We start from the raw sequence: 22,814 nt of genomic DNA, 5'->3' as shown, positions 1-22,814 counted from the left end.
GGCTTCAGCCCTCGGGCGTCAGGCGGAGGCGGGCGATCCGACGGCCGTCCAACTCGCTCACGGTGAGGCGATGGCCGTCGACGGTGATGCTGTCGCCGAGTCGTGGAAGGCGCTGGAGGCGGTGCAGCATGCACCCCGCGACGGTCTCGTAGGGGCCGTCGGGCAGCCCGATCCCGGTGGCGCGTTCGAAGTCCTCGACGATCAGCAGACCGTCCACCTGCTGTGTATCGGGCTGCGCCGGAGCGGGCGTGACCGAGGCCTGCTCGGTCGGTTCGAACTCGTCGCCGATCTCGCCGACGATCTCCTCGACGATGTCCTCGAGCGTCGCGATCCCGGCGGTGCCGCCGTACTCGTCGACGACGAGGGCGATCTGGTCGTTGTTCCGGCGCATCAGCGACAGTGTCGCGAGTGCCGGTTTGGAGCCGGGCAACGAGAGGATGGGCCGGCACACGTCGGCGACGGTCGAGGCGTTCGCCGGATCGGCGAGCAGCAGGTCGCGCAGGTGCACGAAGCCCACGACGTCGTCGAGCGACGATCCGACGACGGGGTACCGGCTGTGCGTACCCGCCAGCGCCTGTTCGCGCGCCGCCGGGATCGCGGTGTCGGCGGGCAGGAAGTCGACCTCGGTGCGCGGGCGCATCACCTCGAGCAGCGATCGCTGTCCGGCGTCGAACACCTCCGCGAGCACCGTGCGCTCGTCCTCCGGCACTGCCGAATGGCCGAGCAGCAGTTCGCGCAGCTCCTCGTGGGTGATCTCCTCGCTCCGGCGCGCCGGGTCGGCTCCGAGCAGCCGGACGAGTCCGTCGGTGGAGACCGACAGCAGCCGGATCACCGGTCGCATCAGGGTGGCGAACCGGTCCAGGGCCGGTGCGGTCAGCAGCGACACCCCGGTGGCCCGCTGCAGGGCGATGCGCTTGGGGACGAGTTCGCCGAGCACCAGGGAGAGGTAGGCGATCACGAGTGTGGTGCCGATGAGGGCGGCGGCGCTCGCCGCCGCGGCGGGCAGCCCCCACGACTCGAGGGCCGGGGCGAGGTTCGGTGCGATGGTCGAGGCGCCGTAGGCAGCGGAGAAGAACCCGGCCACCGTGACGCCGATCTGCACCGCGGACAGGAAACGGTTGGGATCCTTCGCCAGCGCGGCCGTCCGGCGGCCGCGCCGGCCGCGTTCCTCGAGTGCACGAATCTGACTCTCGCGCAGCGACACCAGGGCCAGCTCGGTGCCGGCGAAGACGCCGCCGATCAGGACGAACACCAGGACCAGCAGGATGTCGACGAGCGCCGACCCGGTCATGGCGGCCACCCGGGACCGTCGGCCATGTCGTGTCTCCTCACCGGGAAGACGCGGGATACGGCTCCCAGTCTAGGAACGCGGCGGCGGTTCGGATACCGATCGCACGGCCTCCGGAGGGGGATGTTCCACGTGAAACAGTTCGGGTTCAGGAGGCGGGGAGGGTCTGCATGTCCTCCTGGCTCCAGTAGGCCTTCATGCTCGTGATCCGCGCGTCGTCGTCGAAGGTCATGACGTCGATGACCTCCATGACGAGATCCTGCTCACCGAGGTGGGTGGTGAGCCGGAACAGGAAGGCCGCGTTGCCGGCGGCGATCTTCAGGGTGAGCAACTCGCCGGTCTGGGTGAGCGGCTCGATCATCGAGTAGAACTCACGCAGGGACGCCTCGGTGGTGCGAACGTCCGTGCCGATCGGGTCCTCGACCGTGGCACCGGGGGCGTAGAGGGCGAGCACCTCGTCGGTGGTCCCTTTCGCGACCGACCGGATGTAGGACTCGACGGTGGCGCGGATCGCGGCGGGAGTCGGGGCCATGCGAAAACCTCCGTTGCTAGAACGTGTTCTAGCAACGGAGGTTAGCAGCGCGCGCCGGGACTGGGAATGCCCGGCGTTGCCGCCGCTGCGCCTCGGCCCGCGCACCGGGACCCCCACGCCGGGGGATCAGGCCCCCGCGTCGGCCGTCGGGAGCAGGCGTTCGAGGACGTCGGCGAGGGTGATCAACCCGACCACCCGGCCGTTGTCGGTGACGGTGGCCAGGTGGTTGCGGGTCTCGCGCATGGTGCGCAGCGCCTCGTACACCGGCACCGCCGTCTCGAGGGTCAGCGCCGGGCGCATCAACTCGGCGGCGGTCACCCCGTCGGCGGCGTGCAGGCTGTCGCGCACGTGCACCACCCCGTCGACGTGCCCGTTGCCCCGCACGAGCAACCGCAGGTGCCCGGTGCGCCGGGCGGTGTCCCGGATCTGCGCGGCGGTGGCGTCAGGGGTGACACTGCTCGGGCGGGCGTTGGGGCGGACGATGTCGCCGACGGTGAGGGCCTCGAGTTCGAGCGCGCTGGTCAGGTGCCCGTGGTAGCGCTCGTCGAGGGTGCCGACGGTGGCCGAGTGCTCGACCAGGTGCCGCAACGCATCCGGGTCCTGTCCGGCGCCGACCTGGTCGACCGGGACGACCCCGACCCGCCGCAGGCACCAGTTGGCCAGGTGGTTGAGCTGCACGATCACCGGCCGGGTCAACCACATGAACGCGCGCATCGGGAGCGCGAGCATGGTCGCCGACTTCTCCGGGTGCGCGATCGCCCAGGACTTCGGGGCCATCTCCCCGACCACCAGATGCAGGAACGTCACGATGATCAGCGCCAGGACGAAGCCGGCGACGTCGGCCAGCCAGAGCGGAGCGCCCCAGTCCTCGAACACGGGAGTGAGCCAGTGGTGCACGGCGGGCTTGGTCACCGCACCGAGGGCCAGGGTGCACACGGTGATGCCGAGCTGGGACCCGGCGAGCAGGACCGACAGCTCCGAGGCGCTGCGCAGCGCCGCGCGGGCGGCACGGCTGTGCGGGGCGGCGTCCTCGAGGCGGTGCCGGCGGGCGGCGATGAGCGCGAACTCGACCGCGACGAAGAAGGCGCTCGCCGCGATCAGTCCGACGGTCACGGCGAGCACGATCCAGGGATTACTCATCGCCGGTCACCTCGCCGTCGGTGCGCACGGTCACCAGCACCGAGGACGGCACGCGCCGGTCGATCTCGCGGACCTCGGCGATCAGCGTCCGCGCCGGGGGTGCGCTCTCGTGCACCAGATCGGCCGGGTCGGGCTCGAGCGGGATCGCGACGGTGTCGCCGACGGCGGGCAGGCCGCCGAACTCGGCGATGACCAGGCCGGCGAGGGTTTCGTAGTCGCCCTCGGGCAGCTCCTGGTCGAGGGTGCGGGCGACCTCGTCGAGGTGCACGTCGCCGCGGATGACCCAGCCCGCACCCTGGCGGGTGATCACCTGCGTCTCGACGGCGGTGTCGTGTTCGTCGGCGATCTCCCCGACGAGTTCCTCGGCCATGTCCTCGACGGTGACGACGCCGGCGAAGCCGCCGTACTCGTCGACCACCAACGCCATCTCCTCCTGCCCCTCGGTCAACCGGGCCAGCACCTCGGGCAGCGGCAGCGTCGTGGGCACGATCACCGCGGGCCGGCACACCGTCCCGGCCGTCCCGGTCGTCGCGTCCAGGGCGAGCAGATCGTGCAGATGCACCACCCCGCGCAGGTCGTCGGCGGAGAAGCCGACGACCGGGTACCGGGTGTGGCCCTCGCTCATCCTCGCCAGCACCCGCATCACGGGTTCCCCCGCGCGGACGTAGTCCACGCGGGCACGCGGAATCATGGCGTGCTCGGCGGTGCGGGTCGGGAAGTCGAGGATCCGGTCGAGCAGGGTCGACAACTCCGTGGGCAGATCGCCGGCGTCGCGCGATTCGGCCACGATGTGCTCGAGGTCGCGGACGGTGGCCGAGTGCTCCACGTCGTGCACCGGTTCGATCCGCAGCGCGCGCAGCAGCAGGTTCGACGAGGCGTCGAACAACCGGATCAACCAGCCGAACAGCTTCAGGTAGAGCGTGGTGGACAGCGCCAGCCATCGAGCGACCGGCTCGGGCCGCGCGATCGCGAGGTTCTTCGGGAACAGCTCCCCGAAGACCATCTGCACCACGGTGGAGAACAACACCGCCAGCACCGTGCCGACCGCCACCCCGACCGCGGTCGGGATGCCGACACCACCGAGGAGCTCCCCGAGGCCGCTGCCGATGAGCGGTTCGGCGACATAGCCGACGAGCAGGCCGGTCACGGTGATGCCGAGCTGAGCGCCGGAGAGCATGAACGAGGTGCGGCGGGTGACCGACAGGGCGCGGGCCGCGGCGGCGTCGCCGGCTTCGGCACGCGCCTTGAGCCGGGACCGGTCCACCGCCATGTAGGCGAATTCCTGGGCCACGAAATAGCCGGTCAGGGCCGTGATGGCCAGGACCACGAGGATGCCGAGTGCGATACCGAGGACGGTCAGCACGGTCGGCTCCGAGGGGCGGTGACGGACGGGGCGTCACTCGGGGGCGGGGAGGGTCTTCGAGGTTTGCGCTTGGCGCGTCTCATGGCTCTCTCTGCAATAGACGACGACTTCCTGTCACAGAATACGACGAATCGGGCCGGCGACGAGTTCCCTCGTGCGGTGCCGACCCGGTCACAGGGGTCCGGCACCGCACGACGACGCGACACCCGGGCGACGACGGCGCGAATACCGCGCCGAAGCCGTCGGCAGTGCTTGGCTGTTCTGGCAGACGGCCACATCGTGAGGAGCCTCGATGAGCGACACCACCGCTTTCCCCCTGCCCGGGCACGCCGGCACCCTGTCCGCCCGGTGCTGGGTCCACGACGACCCGCGGTACGTCGTGCTGCTGTGCCACGGCTACGGCGAGCACGCCGGCCGCTACGAATACGTGGCCACCCGACTGGTCGCCGACGGTGCCGTGGTCTACGCCGTCGACCACGCCGGGCACGGGCTCAGCGAGGGGGAACGCGTCCTGATCGAGGACTTCGAGAAGGTCGTGGACGACTTCCGTCTGCTCGACGTCAAGGCCCGCAGCGAGCACCCCGGCCTGCCGGTGGTGCTCGTCGGGCACTCCATGGGCGGGCTGATCGCCGCCCGCTACGCGCAGCGCTACGGTTCCGAACTGACCGCGGTGGTGCTGTCCGGCCCGGTGCTGGGCCGCTGGCCCGCCCTCGAGGCGATGCTCGCGGCGGAGGAGATCCCCGACGCACCCATCGACCCCGCGACGCTGTCGCGCAACCCGGAGGTGGGCCGCGCGTACGTGGACGATCCACTCGTCTGGCACGGCCCCTTCAAGCGGCCCACCGTCGAGGCACTGCAGCGTTGCCTCGACGCCGTCACCGGGGCAGGCACCGTCGGCGACGTGCCCGTCCTGTGGCTGCACGGCGAGGACGACCAGCTCGTCCCGCTCCCGGGCAGCCGCGAGGGCTGGGCCACGTTTGCCGGACCACGGTCGACGTCGAAGGTGTATCCCGGGGCACGGCACGAGATCTTCAACGAGACCAACCGTGACGACGTGCTCGACGACGTCGTCGATTTCGTGCGTGGGGTCCTTCCGGATCGGGGGTGATCCGAAAGGACACCACGGCGGCGCAGCCGCCTACTTGACCACGTTCACCATCTTGCCCGGTACGACGATCACCTTCCGCGGCGCGGCACCCTCGAGGAGGGCGGCGATCTTCTCGTCCGCGAGCGCCGCGGCCTCGATCGCCTCCCGGTCCGCGTCGGCCGGCACGGTGATACGGCTGCGCACCTTGCCGTTGACCTGGATCGGGTACTCGACCGTGTCCTCGACGAGCCACTTCTCGTCCGCCACCGGGAACGGACCGTGGGCCAGCGACTCGGTGCGCCCGAGCCGCGACCACAGCTCCTCGGCGAGGTGCGGGGCCACCGGGGCCAGCATGAGCACGAGCGGCTCCACCGCCGTCCGCGGCGCCCCGTCCGGGTACGCCTTGGTGAGGTGGTTGGTGTACTCGATCAGCTTGGCGATGGCGGTGTTGTCGCGCAGGCCCGCGTAGTCGTCGGACACGCCCGCGATCGCCTTGTTGAGGGCGCGCAGCGTCTCGTCGGTCGGTTCGGCGTCGGTGACCCGCAGCGCGCCGGTCTCCTCGTCGATCGCGGCCCGCCACACCCGCTGCAGGAACCGCTGCGCCCCGACGACGTCCTTCGTCGCCCACGGCCGGGACTGGTCCAGCGGGCCCATCGACATCTCGTACACACGCAGCGTATCGGCGCCGTAGTCGTCACAGATCTGGTCCGGCCCAACGGAATTCTTCAGGGACTTACCCATCTTCCCGTACTCGCGGTGGACTTCCTCACCCCGGTGGAAGAACTTCCCGTCGCGCTCCTCGACCTCGTCGGCGGGCACGTACACGCCGCGCGAATCGGTGTACGCGTACGCCTGGATGTAGCCCTGGTTGAACAGGCGCCGGTACGGCTCGGACGAGGTGACGTAGCCGAGGTCGAACAGCACCTTGTGCCAGAACCGCGCGTACAGCAGGTGCAGCACGGCGTGCTCGACACCGCCGACGTACAGGTCGACCCCGCCGGGGTCGTGCGGGCCGTGGATCTGCGGGCGCGGACCGGTCCAGTACGCCTCGTTCTCCTTGGCGCAGAACTCGTCCGGGTTCGTCGGGTCGATGTAGCGAAGCTGGTACCACGAGCTGCCGGCCCACTGCGGCATGACGTTGGTGTCGCGGGTGTAGTGCTGCAGCCCCTCGCCGAGGTCGAGTTCGACGTTCACCCACTCGTCGGCCTTGGCCAGCGGGGGCGACGGCTCCGAGCTCGCGTCCTCGGGATCGAACGACACCGGCGCATAGTCCTCGACGTCCGGAAGTTCCACCGGCAGAGCAGATTCCGGCAGAGCGTGCGGGTTGCCGTCGGTGTCGTAGACGATGGGGAACGGCTCTCCCCAGTACCGCTGCCGGGCGAACAGCCAGTCCCGCAGCTTGTACTGGATGGTGCCGGTGCCCGCACCCGACTCCTCGAGCTTCGCGACGACCGCCTTCTTCGCGTCGGCGACGCTCAGCCCGTTCAGGTAGCCGGAGTTCACGAGCGCCCCGTCGCCGGTGTACGCCTCCTCCGAGATATCTCCGCCCGCAATCACTTCCACGATCGGCAGGCCGAACGCGGTGGCGAACTCCCAGTCGCGCTGATCGTGGCCGGGCACGGCCATGATCGCGCCCGTGCCGTACCCGGTGAGCACGTAGTCCGCGATGAACACGGGCAGCGACTGCCCGTTCACCGGGTTGACGGCGTAGGCGCCGAGGAAGACGCCGGTCTTCTCCTTGCTCTCCTGCCGCTCGAGATCGGACTTCGCGGCGATCGACGCCCGGTAGGCGGCGACGGCCTCGGCCGGGGTGGCGGCGCCACCGGTCCAGCGCTCGTCGACACCCTCCGGCCATGCAGAGGCGACGATCTCGTCGACGAGTGCGTGCTCGGGCGCCAGCGTGACGTAGGTCGCGCCGAACAGCGTGTCGGGGCGCGTGGTGAACACCTCGATCGTGGCATCCGGACGGCCGGCGGCGGATTCCCCGGCGCCTGGCTCGCCCCGGACGGCGAACGTCACCTGCGCCCCGTGCGAGCGCCCGATCCAGTTGCGCTGCATGGTCTTGACCTTCTCGGGCCAGTCCAGGTACTCGAGGTCGTCGATGAGGCGGTCGGAATAGGCGGTGATCCGCATCATCCACTGCTGCAGGTGCTTGCGGAACACCGGGAAATTGCCGCGCTCGGAGCGGCCCTCGGCGGTGACCTCCTCGTTGGCCAGCACCGTGCCCAGACCCGGGCACCAGTTGACGAGGGAGTCCGAGCGGTACACCAGCCGGTACTCGTCGAGGGCGGCGAGCCGCTCCGCCTTCGACAGCGACGCCCAGTCGCGTCCGTCCGCGAGGGTGCGGGTGCCGGCGTCGAGCTCGGCGGCGAGCTCGTCGATGCGGCGCGCCTTGTTCTGCTCCGGGTCGTACCAGGCGTTGTAGATCGTCAGGAAGATCCACTGGGTCCAGTGGTAGAAGTCGACGTCCGTCGTCGCGACCGAGCGGCGCTCGTCGTGGCCCAGCCCCAGCCGGCGCAGCTGCCGCTGCATGTTCTCGATGTTCGCCTCGGTCGTGGTGCGCGGGTGCGTGCCCGTCTGCACCGCGTACTGCTCGGCCGGCAGCCCGAACGCGTCGTAGCCCAGCGTGTGCAGGACGTTGTGGCCCAGCATGCGGTGGTACCGGGCGTACACGTCGGTGGCGATGTAGCCGAGGGGGTGACCCACGTGCAGGCCCGACCCGGACGGGTAGGGGAACATGTCCTGCACGAACAGCTTGTCCTCGGGAACGTCGCCGGCGAGCAGGCCGACCGGGTTCGGCGCGTTGAACGTGCCGCGCTCACGCCACAGATCCTGCCAACGCCGCTCGATCCGGCCGGCGAGATCGGCGGTGTATCGGTGTTGCGGGGTGGCGTCGGACGACGGTGTGGAGGGCTGCGCAGGACGAGTCACGGTGGTCGCTATCTACTTGGCTGACGTCATTTACCTCCGACCAGGGTAGAGCCTGGCCCGACCCGGCCCGACCAGCGGCTGTGCCTCCCACGTATCCTCGAGGGGTGCTGATCGTCGCCATCGTCTTGTTCGTGCTCGCTCTCGCCGTCGGCGGGATCGCCGTCGCCGGACTGACCGGGCGGCTGCCGCGTAACCGGTGGGCGGGCGTGCGCACCGCCGACGCCCTGCGCGACGAGACGACGTTTGCCCTGGCCAACAAGGTCGCCGCCCCCAGTCAGCTCGGTGCGGCAGGCCTGCTCGTCCTCGGCGGCGTGGGCGCGCTCGCGCTCGATACGGTCCCGGGTCTGATCGCCGTCGTGGGTGCCGTGATCGCGGCCTTCTTCACCGCCGGTGTGGGCGGCTCCATCGGCGCCCGCGTCGCGGCGGCCAGCGCACCGGCCGAGACCGCCGGGTGCGGCACGTCGTGCGGGGCGTGCAGCCTGCGCGGCGCCTGCGAGCCGACCGCCTGAGCGCAGCGCACGGCGCAGGGTGACCGCCTGAGCGCAGCGCACGGCGCAGGGTGACCGCCTGAGCGCGGTTCCCTCCGGTCGAGAGGTTCTCAACCCCGCGTCCGGGGGAGATACTGACAGGGTGACTCCGGCACTGGCCGGTGCCCGGCTGAAGTCGACGATCCGCGACGCGGCCGCCGCGGCGACGGACTCCGCCGAGTTCCGGGAGGTCGTCCTGGACGCGATCCGCGCCCGGGTGCCGTACGACGGGGTCTGTCTGGCCACCATCGATCCCGCGGCTCTCGTCCCGACCACACTGACGACCCGCGGATACGAGGTTCCGCGGGCCTATGCGTCCGCCCTCGAGTTCGAGTACGGCGAGGACCCCCAACCGGGCCGGTTCGACTCGCTGCTGCACCGGGAGGTCCCCATCCGGACGCTCCGCGAGGTGACCGGCAACCGCGTCAGGAGCAGCCGGCAGTATGCCGAACTGCTCGCGCCCTACGGGATGCAGGACGAGGTACGCATGCTCTTCCGCGGCCGCGACGGAGCCTGCTGGGGCGCGTGCACGATGAGCAGGCGGCCCGGCCCGGAGTTCGCCGACGAGGAGCTCGAGACCCTGGGCACGGTGCTCACCGACATCGGGGAGGGGTTGCGCACCACCCTGTTCCGCGACGGCACCCGCACCCCCCACCCCGGCTCCGAGGGACCTGCCGTCGCGATCGTCGGCCCCGACGACGAGTTCGAGTCGATCACCGTCCCCGCACTCGAGTACTTCGAACGGCTCGGCTGGGGGCCGCCCGGCAGGCCCGTGCCCACCGCGCCCGCGGTGTCGGCAGCACTGTGGCTGCGGCGATCCGGGACGGATTCCGCGGTCTTGCGGGCCCGCACCCTCGACGGTGAGTGGGTCGTGATCCGCGTCGGGCGGTTCGACGGCGAGCACCCGCCGCGGCGCGTGCTGATGACCGTGGAGCGGGCGCAACTCCCGGAGATCGTGAGCCTGGCCGCGGCAGCACACGGGCTGACCCGGCGCGAGTCGGAGGTACTCACGCAGGTTCTCGCCGGCAGGACCCGTCACGAGATGGCCCGCGTCCTGGGCATCAGCCCGTACACGGTGCAGGATCACCTCAAGGCCGTGTTCGCCAAGACCGGCGTCAACAGCCGCGCGAGTCTCGTCGCCAAGCTGGCCCACACCGAGTACGCACCGCGCCTCGGTCAGCGCATCGGCCCCGACGGCTTCTTCACCGAACGACGTTCCCCGGAGCCGGCTTCGGCCCCGAAGAGCTGAACCGCGCGCCCCTCGGCGACTCGGCCTGCGAAGCTCATTCCCAGCGCCGCACGCGCCGGTAGCGCGGGTTCCACCAGAACCGGTGCACGAGCCGCAGCGGCACGGGCAGCTCGCTCAGCACGCGGCGGGCCTGCTCGGGGGTGGCCCCCTCGACGACGTACGGACCCAGCTGCGCGATGTCGCTGTAGGCCAGTTCCTTGACGGCGGCCTTGGACAGCGCCTGCCATTCCTGCGCGGTGATCACCTCCTTGATGAGCGGGAACGCGTCGCGCTCCTCGTGCGCGAGGTGCGACTGCAGCAGCGCCACGAGGTCGTCGATCCGATGCGGCACCTGCCGCGGGCCGTGCTCCCGGTCGTCGAACGCGTCCTCCAGTGCGGCGAGCGTGGGATCGATGAGGGAGTGCTCGGCCTCCATGTCGTCGAGCACCGCGAGGTCGTCGGGGCGGTCCGCGAGCTTGCGGCGCATCAGCGGCCAGATGTGGGTGTCCTCGATCCGGTGATGGTGGTGCAGTTCCCGGCTGAAGCCGCGCCACCCGACGAGCAGGGCGTCGTGCGTCTCGTCGTTCTCGGTGCCGTAGGTCTGGGCCACGTGCGCCAGGCGCGTGGCGTCGCGGCGGAACGCGGCGTGCAGCAGCGTCATCACGTCCATGTCGTCGTCGGTCAATGCAGTGGACTTGGTGGTGGTCATGTCGTCGACCTCGATCCCGTCGTGCTCGAACCCTTGCTTTCGAGCGTGCGACCGGCGAGGGCGGCGCTCAATCCCACATTCGGGGGAGATCGGGAGGGCGGGCGGCGGCGGTTCACCGTTCCCTACGCTGGGCCCGTGACCACCCGCCGCGTGATCGACCCCGCCGGGGCCCTGTTCGGGCTGGGGCTGCCCCTCGTCGCCGCCGGGGCGGCGCTGCTGCTGCCGCGACTGTGGGAGTCGCGCCTGCCCCCGCGGATCGCCACGCACTGGTCCGGGTCGGCACCGGACGGATTCTCGGACCCGGCGTCGTTCTCGTGGACGATGGCGCTGGTGATCCTGCTGGTCGGCGGCGGCTGCAGCGCGATCGCGGCGCTGGCCCCCGCAATGCTGATGATGCGGCGCTACATGCTGGTGCTCGGTCTCGGGGTGACCGGCCTGCTGTTCGCCCTGTACGCGACGGTGCTCGTGGGCCAACTGGACGCGCCGGCCGAGCAGGCGCAGCTGCCGATGTGGAGCATCGGGGCGGGCGTCGCGCTCGGCGTCGCCGTCGGGATACTCGGGGCGTCGCTGCTGCGGGACCACCGGGTCCGGCGATCCGCCGTCGCCCGCCCCGATCCGGCGCTGCCGCGCGGCCCGGTCGAGCTGCCGATCGTCGAGCAGGTCGGCACCGGAACGCGCACCACCCTCGTGCTCGCGGCGCTGGTCCTGGCCCCCGCGGTCCTCGTGTGCGGCGCGGCGCGCAGCTGGTGGCCGCTGGCGATCTTCCTGCCGGTCGCCGTGCTCGTGCTGAGCCTGCTGCGGTTCCGCGTCGTCGTCGACGACACGGGCGTGCGGGTGCAGAACCTCGGGATGACCGCGGTGGACTACGGTCTCGACGAGATCGTCGGCGCGAAGGTCGCTCACGTGCGTCCCTTCCAGGACTGGGGCGGGTGGGGACTGCGCGCCAGGGGCCGGGGCCGGTACGGCCTCGTCACGATCACCGGTCCCGCGCTCGTGGTCACCGTCGCCGGAGGGCAGGAGTTCACCGTCACCGCGTCGCAGGCCGAGCGCATGGCCGGCGCGCTCAACACCCTCGCCGATCGTCGCTGATCGGTGCGATCCGAGGACGCGGGCTACGCGAACAGCCCGCGCGTACGCGGCTGATCCGGTCTAATGGGAGCGATTGCCGACGAGTACGGAGGCCGACGTGAGCCATCGGAAGCAGTTGCACCCAGACGGAGTCCTCGAACCGGCGTACACCGGGCGCATCGACAGTGAGCCGGTTCCGGCGCTGCGGCTGCCGAAGCACTCGATGGATCCGGGGGAGGCGTACCGGTACATCCACGACGAGCTGATGCTCGACGGCAGTTCGCGGCTGAATCTCGCCACCTTCGTCACCACGTGGATGGAGCCGCAGGCCGATGTGCTCATGGCCGAGACGTTCGACAAGAATCTCATCGACAAGGACGAGTACCCGGCGACCTCGGCGATCGAGGAACGCTGCGTGGCGATGGTCGCCGACCTGTTCCACGCGCCGGGACTGTCCGACGTCGATCCGGCGTCCGCGACGGGTGTGTCCACGATCGGCTCGAGCGAAGCGGTGATGCTCGCGGGCCTGGCGCTCAAGTGGCGCTGGCGGGCCCGGCGGCAGGCGGCGGGCGACGACACCTCACGCCCGAATCTGGTGCTGGGCAGCAATGTTCAGGTGGTGTGGGAGAAGTTCTGCCGCTACTTCGACGTGGAGGCGAGGTACCTGCCGATGGAGCCCGGCCGCTACGTGATCACCCCCGAGCAGGTGCGGGAGGCGTTGGACGAGAACACGATCGGTGTCGTCGCGATCCTCGGCACCACGTACACCGGTGAGCTCGAACCGGTGGCCGAGATCGCCGGGATGCTCGACGACGTGGCCGACGAGGGCGGTCCCGACGTGCCGCTGCACGTCGACGCGGCGAGCGGAGGATTCGTCGTGCCGTTCCTGCATCCGGAACTGGAGTGGGACTTCCGGGTGCCGCGGGTGGTGTCGATCAACGTCAGCGGGCACAAGTACGGCCTGACCTACCCCGGTATCGGGTTCGTGGTGTGGCGCGACAAGGAGTACCTGCCCGAGGATCTGGTCTTCCGGGTCAACTACCTCGGCGGGGACATGCCGACCTTCACCCTGAACTTCTCCCGGCCCGGGAACCAGATCGTCGGCCAGTACTACAACTTCCTGCGGCTCGGCCGCGACGGGTACCGCCGGGTGATGAAGACGCTACGGTCCACCGCGAGCCGGCTGGCCGGGCAGATCGCCGGGATCGAGGGGATGCGCCTGATCTCCGACGGCACCGCCATCCCGGTGATCGCGTTCGAGCTCACCGGGGATCCGGGCTTCACCGTCTTCGACGTCTCGCACGAGCTGCGGACGCACGGCTGGCAGGTGCCGGCCTACACGATGCCGGCCGATGCCCAGGATGTGGCAGTCCTGCGGATCGTGGTCCGGGAGGGGTTCAGCGCCGACCTCGCGCGGCAGCTGTTCGCCGACCTCGAGCGGGTGTGCGCCGAGTTGCGCAAGGAGGGACCGCTCCGGCACTCCAGCGAGCAGCACTTCGCGCACTGACCGCCGGGTCGCTCAGTTCCGTTCGACCTCGATGGGGTGGGTGGCCAGCAATGCGAGCGGTAGCGGCTGCCGGCGCAGCACCCGCGCCCACAGGTCGACTCGCGGCGGTCCGAGGATGTCCTGGGGGAGGGCGGAGATGACCATCCAGTCGTCGTTGCGGAGCTCGCCATCGAGCTGGCCGGCGCTCCACCCGGCGTAGCCGGCGAAGATGCGGATGCCTTCCACGAGCGGGCCGATGACGGCCGGGTCGGAGTCGAGGTCGATCATGACCACCCGCCCGTCGATCCGGCGCACCCCCGGCACGCCCTCGACGGAGACGCCGACGCGCAGCGTGCCCAGGCACAGGGCCGAGTCGCGCCGGACGGGGCCGCCGACGTAGAGCGCCTTCGGATCGGCGCTGAGCGCCGTCCACTGCGGCAGCACGGCCTGGACCGCGGTGTCGCTGGTGCGGTTGAGCACCACGCCGAGGCTGCCCACGTCGCCGTGCTCGATGATGTAGACGACCGTTCGCCGGAAGGTCGGCTCGACGAGGTCGGTGGCCGACACGAGCAGGGTTCCGGGCCGGACGGCCGGTGTCGCCGGTGCCGTGCGGTCCTCGGGTTCGTCCTGATGCTGCGCCACCCCGACATCATCCCACCGTCGCCGACGGCGCGTGGCGGCAAGGCGGGGGAGTTGTTCAGGACAGCCCGACGGTCTCGGCGAGCACCGCGAGGTGATGGTCGAACAGCTGCCCGGGGTCGGTGAAGGTGTCGGTGCCGTACTGGCCGAAGACCTCGAAGTTCACGGACCCGAACAGGGCGGCCCAGACCAGTACGCCGCGCGCGAGGACGGCGTCGGGAACGCCGGTGCCGAGTTCGGCGCGGATCCGGCCCAGGTCGGCGGTGAGGGTGTCCGGCACGGCGACGGTGGTGGGGATGCGGAGGGTGCCGGCGGCGTGGGCGTCGTCGAGGATGCGGACGAGCCGGACGACGACGCGGGTGCCCGGACCCGTGGTCCGCTCGGCGGGGGCGTGGTAGCCGGGGACCGGGCTGCCGAACAGCAGGGCGTAGCGCGCGGGTTCGCGCAGCGCCCAGGCGCGCACCACGTGGCCGAGCACATGGAACTGCTCGGCGTGGGCGTCCGCGGCGACGTCGGCGAGCGCCTCGTCGACCGTGTCGGCGAGTTCGGTGTAGCCGTCGACGACGAGGAGGGTGAGCAGTTCGTCGCGGCTGGCGACGTAGCGGTACACCGCCGAGGAGACGACGCCGAGGTCGCGGGCGACGGCGCGCAGGGACAGCGCGGCGGCTCCGTGGGTGGCGAGGTGTTCGCGGCCGATCCGCAGGATGTCGGCCATCGTCTGCTGCCGGGCGCGGGCGCGGGGGGTTCCGGTCATGTCCCTCACCCTGCCAGATGTGCGAGCACCGTCAACAAAAGTGAGCACTGCTCTTGACTTTGCGCACCCGGGGGCGCATCGTGATGTCAGACAGAGAGCAGTGCTCACATTTCGAAGGAGCTGACCACCATGTCGAATCTGCAGGTCGTCACCGGAGCCGGGCCGGTCGGCTGGACCGTCGCCGAACAACTCGCCGACCGGGGCCACCGCGTCCGCGTCCTCACCCGGTCCGGCAACGGCCCCGAGCACCCGCTCGTCGAACGCCGCCGGGTCGACGTCTCCGATCCCGCCCGGCTCGGCCCCGCGCTCGAGGGTGCCGGTGCCGTGTACCACTGCATCCACGGCTCGGCCTACCGCGCCGACATCTGGGAGCGCGAACTGCCGGCGGCGGAGAGCACGGTCCTCGAGGCGGCCGGGCGCACGGGCGCGGTGGTGGTCTTCCCCGAGAGCCTGTACTCCTACAGCGAACCGGACCGGGTCATGACCGAGGACTCGCCGCGCGCGAGCACCACCGGCAAGCGGGGCGTGCGGGCCCGGCTGCTGGACCGCCGCGCCGAAAGCGCCACCCCGACCGTGAGCGTGGTCGCGTCCGACTTCTTCGGCCCCCACGCCCGCACCGCCCACGCGGGCGAGCGGATGGTGCCGGCCATCCTGGCCGGGCGCAGCCCCCGCGTGCTCGGCTCACCCGACGTGCCGCACTCGTTCACGTACGTGCCGGACCTGGCCGCCGCCATGATCGCGGCCGCGGCGAATCCCGCGGTGTGGAACCGGGTCCTGCACGCTCCCACCGGTCCGGCCGGCACGCAGCGCGACCTCGTCGCCGCGTTCGCCGCGGCCGCGCAGGTGCCGGCTCCGAAGGTCGGCACGATTCCCACCTGGATGCTGCGCGGCGCCGCGCTGGCCAACCGCGACGCCCGCGAACTGACCGAGATGCTCTACCAGTTCACCGATCCGTTCGTCATGGACTCCGCGTACAGCGAGGAACTCCTCGGCCTGCGCCCGACGCCGCTGCCCGAGGCCGCGGCCGCGACGGTGCGATGGTGGCGCGAGCGGTGACACTCACTTCCCGGTCTGGGAGGCGGCCGCCCGCTCGTCGAGGTCCGCGAGCGTGATCGGGTGCCGCGGGGGCTCGTCGACGACGACGGTGCGGGTGACCCGGAGCTCGCCGTCGACGTGCAGCAGCTCCCCGCAGCGCAGGTCCGACCAGCCCGGATCCTCGTCCATGCGCTCGCTGGCGACCACGACCGCCGGGTGCCGTGCCAGGTGGCCCGAGCGCACCCGGACCGTGCCGGCCTCGCTGGCATGCTCGAGATGGCGGCCGCCGTGCGGGCCGCCGGCGGGACGCTGGAGGACGAACAGGTCGTGGGTGTCCGGATAACGCAGCGCCCACAACTGCGTCGCGGTCGTGAGCACGACGTTCAACGCGTAGACGGGCAGATTCTCGGCGGCCCACCGGACCGCGGCGGTCAGCCCCGCGCCGACGTCGCCGCCGTGCTCGTCGATGCGACGGGTGACGAGCGCGAAGAAGCGCTCCGAGTCCGTCTCGCCCGTCACCAGGTCGCGGTACGGGCCGAGCTCGGCCTCGAGCCGCGGCAGATCGCCGAGGACGCCGTTGTGGGCGAACAGCCGCCCGCGCTGCTCGAACGGGTGCGTGTTGCCCACGTCCAGGCCTCCCGTCGAGGCGAACCGGATGTGTGCGAGGAACGTCTGTGACCGCCGCTCCTTCGCCTCCGTGGCGAACGCGCGGTCCTCGTACGCCGCCAGCGGCTGCTTCTCCACCACCGGGCGGCCGTCGTCGGTGAACGTCCCGAGCCCGGTGCCGTCCGGTTCACGCCGGCTCTGCCGGGCGAGCGAATCCGATGCGTCGAGCAGCCAGAAGGTGGCGTGCACCCGGTGCGGCGCGGCGGTCAACCCGAACAGTCGGCACATGACGGGACGTCCCCTCTTCCGGAAGTTGCCGGTTGCGCCGAGGGTAGGCCGGAAAACCTCGCCGGGGAGGCGGAACCGTCGTCGCGGGGCGACCCCGCACCGGACGGATAGTGTCGGACACTGTGCGGGAGTCGAGACGGCAGGCGTGGCGATCCACGGCGACGGCTCTGCGCCGATCGCCGGGACTGGCGCGGCTGACGGTCGTCCGCTTCGCCAGCCAGTTCGGGGACGGACTGTTCCAGGCCGCCCTCGGTGGGGCGATCCTGTTCAATCCGGAGCGCCAGACCGATCCCGCCGCGATCGCCGCGGGATTCGCGGTGTTGCTGCTGCCCTACTCGGTGGTCGGGCCGTTCGCCGGCGCGCTGCTCGACCGCTGGGACCGCCGGCTGGTGCTGCTCGCGGCCAATGCCCTGCGCGGCGTGCTCATCCTCGCCATGTCGGCGCTGCTCCTCACCGGCGGCGGATCCACCGCGCTGCTGCTGCTCGCGCTCGCCGCCGTCGGCGTCAGTCGCTTCGTGCTCGCCGGGGTGTCGGCGTCCCTCCCGCACGTCGTGCGCCAATCATGGCTCGTACCGGTCAATTCCGTGCTCGCGACGGTAGGATCGGGGATCTCTGCCCTCGGGGCGGGCATCGCGGTCACCACGATCGGCCTCGTCGGGGAAGGCGACTTCGGCTCCGGGGTGGCGGTGGCGCTCGGCGTCTCCGGCTCCGTGGTCGCCGCGCTCGCCGCCGGCGGCTTCGCCCGTCATGCGCTCGGTCCCGACCGTGCCGTGCTGCGCCACCCGATCCGGGCCGTCGCCGCCGGTCTGCACACCGGTGCCACGGCGGTGTGGGAGGCACCGGGGGTCACGGTCGCGATGATCGGTATCGGTGCGCACCGCATCGTGTTCGGCATCGACACACTCATCATGGTGCTGGTGCTGCGCGACGCCGACGGGGCCACGCTGCCGGGCGGGCTCGTCGGGTTCGGCGTCGCCGTGGGCGCCACCGCCACCGGGATGCTCGTCGCGGCGGTCGCCGCCCCGCTCGTCATCCCGCGCCTCGGCCGGCCCCGCACCGTCGTCACGGCACTGATCTGCGCGGGCGTCGTCCAGCTCGTCCTCGTCACCGGGTTCGACGAGACGGGACTGCTCGTCGCCGCGTTCCTGCTGGGTCTCGTCGGTCAGACCATCAAGCTCACCGGGGACGCCGCGATGCAGATCGAGATCGACGACGCCCGTCGCGGGCAGGTCTTCGCCCTGCAGGACACCGTGTTCAACATGGCGTTCCTCGCGGCGATCGTCGCGGGCGCCCTGGTCGTCGCGCCCGACGGCCGCAGCCCGGCGCTCGCGCTCGCCGGGGTGGCGGTGTACGTCGCCGGTCTGGTCGCGGCGACGACGATCCGGCGGCTCCGCATGTGAGTCTCCGCGGTTTCGGGCGCCGGATTTGTTAGGTTCTCCGGGGCATTTCCCCGAGTATCCGGAGGAGAACGCGATGGCACGCAGGCACCGCACGCCGCTGACTGTTCTCGCCCTGGTCTCGTCGATCCTGCCGCTGTTCGCGCTGCCCGCCCAGGCGTCGCCCGCCCCGCCCGTCAACTCGTGCGGCGAACCGGGCTTCGATCCCGCGGTCGAGCCCCCGGACCCCGACGCGCCGCAGCTGCCACGGATCGACATCCCGCCCGTCGTGACGATCCCCCTGCCGTACCCCGAGCTCGTGCCGGTCCCGGTCCCCGGCCCGGCGCCGGACAACACCCGCGTGCCGCAGGAGCCGTTGCCCGCCGACCCGTGCGCCGACCCGTGCCCGGACCTCGGTCTCGCGACGGGCGCTCCCGACGCCCTGCCCGGCGGCTCGAGTGGCTCGAGTGGCTCGAGCGGCTCGAGTGGGTCCGCCGGCTCGAGCGGGTCCTCGAGTTACCTGCCGCGCGTCGAGCTGGATCCGCAGCCGGAGACGATCCCGATTCCCGTGCCTGGCGCGCCGGGTGCACCCGTCCCACCGGCCCCGCCACGGGAGAATCCGCCGTTCGAGCCGGGTACCGTCACCGCCCGGCCGCCCGCCCCCGCCGTGGGCGACGTCGAGCTGGTCTCCCAGCTGACCGGTCCCGGCTCGGAGAACCGCACCGATGCGCGCTGGGCCGTGCACGGCACCGACCTCGGCATCGTGTGGGAGACGCGCCCCGGCGAGGTCGCCCTCGCCTTCGGGGACACGTTCGGGCTCGAATGGACGCCGCCGGGCGGGGCCGGCGGAGACTGGCGCAGCAACGTCCTGGCATTCAGCCGCGACACCGACCTGGCGGACGGCCTCACCATCGACGCGATGGTGCAGGACAGCCCCTGCCACGCCGCGGAGATCCTCGACGCCCGGCATGTGAAGAACTTCGAGACGACCGTCATCCCCACCTCCGGCTTCGCGATCGGCGACCGCCAGTACCTGAGCTACATGTCGGTGCGACGGTGGAGCGTCGTGCCGGGCATGTGGTACACCAACCACGGCGGCATCGCCTACTCCGACGACCACGGCCAGACGTGGACGAAGGACCCGCATGCCCGCTGGGACAACGTGTTCGGGCTCGGCCGGTTCCAGGTCGCGACGATGGTGCCGCACGGCGACCACGTCTACATGTTCGGCACTCCGAACGGCCGCGTCGGATCGGTGGGCCTGGCCCGCGTGCCGGTCGACGACGTGCTCGATCCCTCCGCGTACCAGTACTGGGTGCACGACCGCTGGATGCCCGTCTTCGAGCAGCTCGCCACCCCGCTCGCCGACGGCGCGGCGAGCGAGCTGTCGGTGCGGTTCGACGCCGGACGAGGCCGCTGGCAGATGAGCTACCTGGAACCGATTGCGGGCGAAATCGTTCTCCGCGAGTCGGATTCGCCGCAGGGCGTCTGGTCCGATGCCGCGACGCTGGTACGGACCTCGGACTACCCGAAGGCATACGGCGGCTTCATGCACCCGTGGTCCCACGGCGCGGACCTGTACTTCACCGTGTCCGAGTGGGACAGCTACAACGTCTACCTGATGCGCGCCCGCCTGAACTGAATCACTCTCGCGCGCAGCGTGAGCCGAGCGAATGTATCGTTCACCTCCTCAGTCCGACGGAACGATACATTCGCTCGGTCAGCGGGCGGCATGGATGCGGACCTCGGTGGCCTTGACGACGAACCACATCGTCGCACCCGGTGCGAGCGCGAGATCGGCGGCCGCGGACGTGGTGACCTCGGCGGTGATTCCGGACTCGGCGGCCCGGACGAGGACGGTGGCACCGTGGACCTCGAGTTCGCCGACGACGACGGCGAACGAGTTGCGGGGGCTGCCGTGGGGTTCCCCGGGATAGACCGCGACGGCGGCGGGGGTGAACACCGCCACCGCCGAATTCCCTGGGGCACAGTCGTCGTCGAGCACACCGCGGACCCGGCCGACGGGGGTGTCGAGTCCGTCCGCGGTGACGGTGCCGGCGAGCAGGTTCAGGCCCGCGATGCGGGCCGCGAAGGCACTGCGCGGCCGGGACAGCACGTCGCGCACCGTGCCCTCCTCGACGATCCGGCCGTCGTCGAGCACCACGGCCCGGTCGGCGAGCGCCAGGGCATCGAGGGGGTCGTGGGTGACCACCAGCGCCGTGCGTCCCGGACCGCGCAGGACGGTGCGCAGCAGCGACCGCACGGCCGGGGCGGCCGTCACGTCGAGGGCGGCCATCGGTTCGTCGAGCAGCAACAAACGCGGGTCGGCCGCCAGCGCGCGGGCAATCGCGACGCGCTGGGCCTGCCCCCCGGAGAGCTGGTGCGGCCGGCGGTCGGCGAGTTCCGTCGCGTCGACGGCGGCGAGCTGCCGCAACGCCGCGGCGCGGGCGGCCGATCGGCCTCGGCCCGCGCTGCGGGGAGCGAAGGCGACGTTGTCGAGGACGCTCAGGTGCGGGAACAGCAGCGGCTGCTGCGCGAGCAGGGCCACCCCGCGACGGTGCGGCGGCACGGCCACGCCCGCCGCGGTGTCGGTGAGCACGCACCCGTCGAGTTCGATGCGACCGTCGTCGGGCTGCAGCAATCCGGCGATCACGTTCAGCAGCGTCGACTTGCCGGCGCCGTTGGGTCCCAGGACCGCGAGCACGCGGCCGGACTCCACGGCGACAGCCAGGTCGACGTCGCGGGACCCGACCCGGGCACGCAGCCGCAGGCCGGTCACAGTCCGCCCGCGATCCGCCGCCCCCGCGCGGCGACGACGATCACGAGGGCGGCCACGACGAGCAGCAGCGACAACGCCACCGCCGCGTCGGCGTCGGTCTCGCGCTGGAGATAGATCTCGAGCGGCAACGTGCGGGTGACACCCTGGAGGCTGCCGGCGAAGGTGAGGGTGGCCCCGAACTCGCCGAGGGCCCGCGCGAAGGCCAGCACGGTGCCGGACGCGAGGCCCGGCAGCACGAGCGGCAGGGTGACCCTGCGGAAGACGGTGGTGGGCGGCGCCCCGAGCGTCGCGGCGACCGTCTCGTACCGGGTGCCGGCGGTGCGCAGGGTGCCCTCGAGGCTCATCACCAGGAACGGCAGCGCGACGAACGTCTGCGCGAGGACAACTGCCGTGGTGGAGAACGCGATACGGATTCCGAGCAGCTCGAGGTGCTCGCCGATCAGTCCGCGGCGCCCGAAGGTGTACAACAGTGCGATCCCGCCGACCACGGGCGGCAGCACGAGCGGCAGCAGCACGAGCGCGCGCAGCACCGGAAGGAAACGCACGGTGCTGCGCGCGAGCACGGTCGCCATCGGCACGCCGAGCAGGACACACAGCACCGTGGCGGCCACCGCGGTGCGCAGGCTCAGCGTCAGGGCCTGCAGGGATGCCTCGGACGTCACCAGTTCCGGGAAGCGCCGCCAGTCGACGGCGAGGATCAGTGACAGCAGCGGCAGGGCGACGAACAGTCCGCCGACGATCGCGGGGACGTGGATCCACGTCGGCAGCCCGGCCGGTCGGACGCGCGTCACGGGGCCGCGAATCCCTTCTCGGCGAGGATCCGTCGTCCCTCGGGGCCGGTCACGTACGCGACGAACGCCGCCGCCGTCACGGGGTTCGCGCCCTCGGCGAGGACGGCGACGGGGTAGGTGTTGACGGCCGCCGCGGACTCGGAGAACGGCACGGCGGTCACGTCGTCGCCGGCGCGCAGAGCGTCGGTGACGTAGACGAGCCCGGCGTCGGCCTGCCCGGTGGCGACCTTGCCGAGCACGTCCGTCACCGAGGATTCCTCGCTGACCGGCTCGAGGGTGACGCCGGCGACGTCCTCGACGCGGGCGGCCGCGGCGCCGCACGGTACCTGCGGCGCACACACGACGACGTCGAGTCCGGGACGACTCAGATCCGCGAAAGTCTGCACGTCCTCTGGGTTTCCGGGTTCGGTGACGATGGTGAGGGTGTTGGCCGCGAAGTTCACGGGTTCGCCGGCCACGAGACCGGCATCGACGGCCCTGGTCATGTTCGCCGTGTCGGCGGAGGCGAAGACATCGGCGGGGGCACCCTGGGACAACCGCGCGACGAGGTCGGCCGAGCCGGCGAAGTCGAAAACAACATCCGTGCCGGGATTTTCGGCCTCGAACCGCACTTCGATCTCCCGGAACGGTACCTGCAGCGACGCGGCCGCGAACACGGTCAGCTCGCCGGTGACCGCCGTGGCGGGCGCAGGGTCGCCGTCACCACCGGAGCCACACGCGGCGAGCATCAGCGCCGAGAGCACGACGACGACTGCCTCCCGCCGTCTCACGACGCACCCGCCGGGGTTTCGACGATCACCGTCGTGGCCTTGACGACGGCCACCCCGAGGCTGCCCGGTTCGAGGCCGAGTTCACGGACGGCCTCGGTGCTCATCAGCGAGACGACGCGGTGCGGGCCGCACTGCATCTCCACCTGCGCCATGACGGTGTCGGACACCACCCGGGTCACGATCCCCGCGAACCGGTTGCGGGCGGAGCTGCCCACGCCGAGCAGATCGGGTGCCTCGTCCGCCTGACGGCGGGCGAACTCGGCAAGGTCGGCCCCCTCGACGATCTTGCGGCCGGCCCCGTCCTTGCCGGCCGGCAGGGCGCCCTGGTCGATCCACCGCCGGACGGTGTCGTCGCTGACGCCGAGCAGCCGGGCGGCATCCTTGATGCGAATCTGCGTCACGAAACAGACACTACTT

Annotated in this window: 21 protein-coding genes; 8 read left to right on the top strand and 13 right to left on the bottom strand. The window is 71.5% G+C overall.

Going from position 1 to position 22,814, the window contains the following annotated elements:
- Nucleotides 1–4: 4 nt before the first annotated feature.
- The 4 genes from OCS65_RS01460 to OCS65_RS01445 all read right to left on the bottom strand — a co-directional run bounded on the left by OCS65_RS01460 (nt 5) and on the right by OCS65_RS01445 (nt 4,323).
- Nucleotides 5–1,291 (bottom strand): hemolysin family protein, encoded by a 1,287-nt coding sequence (locus tag OCS65_RS01460; RefSeq protein WP_231772244.1) that lies wholly within the window; start codon nt 1,289–1,291, stop codon nt 5–7.
- A 145-nt stretch (nt 1,292–1,436) separates the two neighbouring features.
- Nucleotides 1,437–1,820, bottom strand: a complete 384-nt coding sequence (locus OCS65_RS01455) for a nuclear transport factor 2 family protein (RefSeq protein WP_050036209.1) — start codon at nt 1,818–1,820, stop codon at nt 1,437–1,439.
- A 126-nt stretch (nt 1,821–1,946) separates the two neighbouring features.
- Entirely contained in the window at nt 1,947–2,960 is a 1,014-nt protein-coding gene (locus OCS65_RS01450) for a hemolysin family protein (protein ID WP_231772243.1), read from the bottom strand.
- Entirely contained in the window at nt 2,953–4,323 is a 1,371-nt protein-coding gene (locus OCS65_RS01445; RefSeq protein WP_231772242.1) for a hemolysin family protein, read from the bottom strand. The genes OCS65_RS01450 and OCS65_RS01445 overlap by 8 nt, the downstream gene beginning before the upstream one ends.
- Before the next feature lie 292 nt (nt 4,324–4,615).
- Here OCS65_RS01445 and OCS65_RS01440 point away from each other — a divergent pair, with 292 nt between their 5' ends.
- Entirely contained in the window at nt 4,616–5,431 is an 816-nt protein-coding gene (locus tag OCS65_RS01440) for an alpha/beta hydrolase (RefSeq protein ID WP_029546772.1), read from the top strand.
- A gap of 30 nt (nt 5,432–5,461) precedes the next feature.
- Here the strand turns inward: OCS65_RS01440 and leuS are convergent, their stop codons facing one another.
- On the bottom strand, nt 5,462–8,341 hold the full coding sequence (gene leuS, locus OCS65_RS01435; protein ID WP_231772241.1) for a leucine--tRNA ligase: 2,880 nt from the start codon (nt 8,339–8,341) through the stop codon (nt 5,462–5,464).
- A 104-nt stretch (nt 8,342–8,445) separates the two neighbouring features.
- Here leuS and OCS65_RS01430 point away from each other — a divergent pair, with 104 nt between their 5' ends.
- Together OCS65_RS01430 and OCS65_RS01425 are read left to right on the top strand one after the other, a co-directional pair.
- Nucleotides 8,446–8,850: an SdpI family protein gene (locus tag OCS65_RS01430; RefSeq protein WP_006934385.1), complete on the top strand. Its 405-nt coding sequence runs from the start codon at nt 8,446–8,448 to the stop codon at nt 8,848–8,850.
- A gap of 121 nt (nt 8,851–8,971) precedes the next feature.
- The gene (locus tag OCS65_RS01425; protein WP_231772240.1) at nt 8,972–10,117 is read left to right on the top strand and encodes a response regulator transcription factor; all 1,146 of its coding nucleotides are present in this window, start codon (nt 8,972–8,974) and stop codon (nt 10,115–10,117) included.
- 34 nt (nt 10,118–10,151) lie between these two features.
- On the opposite strand, the gene OCS65_RS01420 is transcribed toward OCS65_RS01425, so the two are convergent.
- Nucleotides 10,152–10,805 carry a hemerythrin domain-containing protein gene (locus OCS65_RS01420; RefSeq protein WP_029546775.1) on the bottom strand — a complete coding sequence of 218 codons (654 nt, stop codon included), beginning with the start codon at nt 10,803–10,805 and terminating at the stop codon, nt 10,152–10,154.
- Nucleotides 10,806–10,940: 135 nt separating this feature from the next.
- On the opposite strand from OCS65_RS01420, the gene OCS65_RS01415 reads away from it, so the two are divergent.
- Together OCS65_RS01415 and gad are read left to right on the top strand one after the other, a co-directional pair.
- Entirely contained in the window at nt 10,941–11,894 is a 954-nt protein-coding gene (locus OCS65_RS01415) for a DUF1648 domain-containing protein (RefSeq protein ID WP_231772239.1), read from the top strand.
- A 97-nt stretch (nt 11,895–11,991) separates the two neighbouring features.
- Nucleotides 11,992–13,380 (top strand): glutamate decarboxylase, encoded by a 1,389-nt coding sequence (gene gad / locus OCS65_RS01410; protein WP_006934397.1) that lies wholly within the window; start codon nt 11,992–11,994, stop codon nt 13,378–13,380.
- Between the two features lie 12 nt (nt 13,381–13,392).
- Here gad and OCS65_RS01405 read toward each other — a convergent pair whose 3' ends face one another.
- Nucleotides 13,393–14,001 (bottom strand): YqgE/AlgH family protein, encoded by a 609-nt coding sequence (locus OCS65_RS01405; protein ID WP_006934398.1) that lies wholly within the window; start codon nt 13,999–14,001, stop codon nt 13,393–13,395.
- A gap of 55 nt (nt 14,002–14,056) precedes the next feature.
- Nucleotides 14,057–14,752: a TetR/AcrR family transcriptional regulator gene (locus OCS65_RS01400; protein ID WP_231772238.1), complete on the bottom strand. Its 696-nt coding sequence runs from the start codon at nt 14,750–14,752 to the stop codon at nt 14,057–14,059.
- Between the two features lie 129 nt (nt 14,753–14,881).
- Here OCS65_RS01400 and OCS65_RS01395 point away from each other — a divergent pair, with 129 nt between their 5' ends.
- Nucleotides 14,882–15,808 (top strand): NAD-dependent epimerase/dehydratase family protein, encoded by a 927-nt coding sequence (locus OCS65_RS01395; RefSeq protein ID WP_263508543.1) that lies wholly within the window; start codon nt 14,882–14,884, stop codon nt 15,806–15,808.
- Between the two features lie 3 nt (nt 15,809–15,811).
- Here the strand turns inward: OCS65_RS01395 and OCS65_RS01390 are convergent, their stop codons facing one another.
- Nucleotides 15,812–16,681: a class II glutamine amidotransferase gene (locus OCS65_RS01390; RefSeq protein WP_231772236.1), complete on the bottom strand. Its 870-nt coding sequence runs from the start codon at nt 16,679–16,681 to the stop codon at nt 15,812–15,814.
- A 122-nt stretch (nt 16,682–16,803) separates the two neighbouring features.
- Between OCS65_RS01390 and OCS65_RS01385 the strand changes: the two genes are divergently transcribed.
- Nucleotides 16,804–18,081 (top strand): MFS transporter, encoded by a 1,278-nt coding sequence (locus OCS65_RS01385; protein ID WP_029546780.1) that lies wholly within the window; start codon nt 16,804–16,806, stop codon nt 18,079–18,081.
- A gap of 73 nt (nt 18,082–18,154) precedes the next feature.
- Entirely contained in the window at nt 18,155–19,699 is a 1,545-nt protein-coding gene (locus OCS65_RS01380) for a DUF4185 domain-containing protein (RefSeq protein WP_251549963.1), read from the top strand.
- A gap of 78 nt (nt 19,700–19,777) precedes the next feature.
- Here OCS65_RS01380 and OCS65_RS01375 read toward each other — a convergent pair whose 3' ends face one another.
- Genes OCS65_RS01375 through OCS65_RS01360 form a run of 4 tightly spaced genes read right to left on the bottom strand, consistent with a single transcriptional unit; the run spans nt 19,778 to nt 22,798 of the window.
- Nucleotides 19,778–20,836: a sulfate/molybdate ABC transporter ATP-binding protein gene (locus tag OCS65_RS01375; protein ID WP_029546782.1), complete on the bottom strand. Its 1,059-nt coding sequence runs from the start codon at nt 20,834–20,836 to the stop codon at nt 19,778–19,780.
- Nucleotides 20,833–21,627 (bottom strand): ABC transporter permease, encoded by a 795-nt coding sequence (locus tag OCS65_RS01370; protein WP_231772234.1) that lies wholly within the window; start codon nt 21,625–21,627, stop codon nt 20,833–20,835. Before OCS65_RS01370 ends, OCS65_RS01375 begins: the two co-directional genes overlap by 4 nt.
- Complete coding sequence (modA, locus tag OCS65_RS01365; RefSeq protein ID WP_231772951.1) at nt 21,624–22,355, bottom strand: molybdate ABC transporter substrate-binding protein; 732 nt, start codon at nt 22,353–22,355, stop codon at nt 21,624–21,626. The genes OCS65_RS01370 and modA overlap by 4 nt, the downstream gene beginning before the upstream one ends.
- A gap of 38 nt (nt 22,356–22,393) precedes the next feature.
- A complete protein-coding gene (locus tag OCS65_RS01360) occupies nt 22,394–22,798 on the bottom strand; it encodes a TOBE domain-containing protein (RefSeq protein WP_006934412.1) in 405 nt (134 codons plus the stop codon).
- Nucleotides 22,799–22,814: the final 16 nt, after the last annotated feature.

The organism is Rhodococcus aetherivorans (genome assembly GCF_025722975.1).
In the GTDB taxonomy this organism is placed as follows: domain Bacteria; phylum Actinomycetota; class Actinomycetes; order Mycobacteriales; family Mycobacteriaceae; genus Rhodococcus; species Rhodococcus aetherivorans.
Note: the sequence above shows the minus strand (reverse complement) of the source record. Positions and strands in the feature narration are given on the sequence as shown.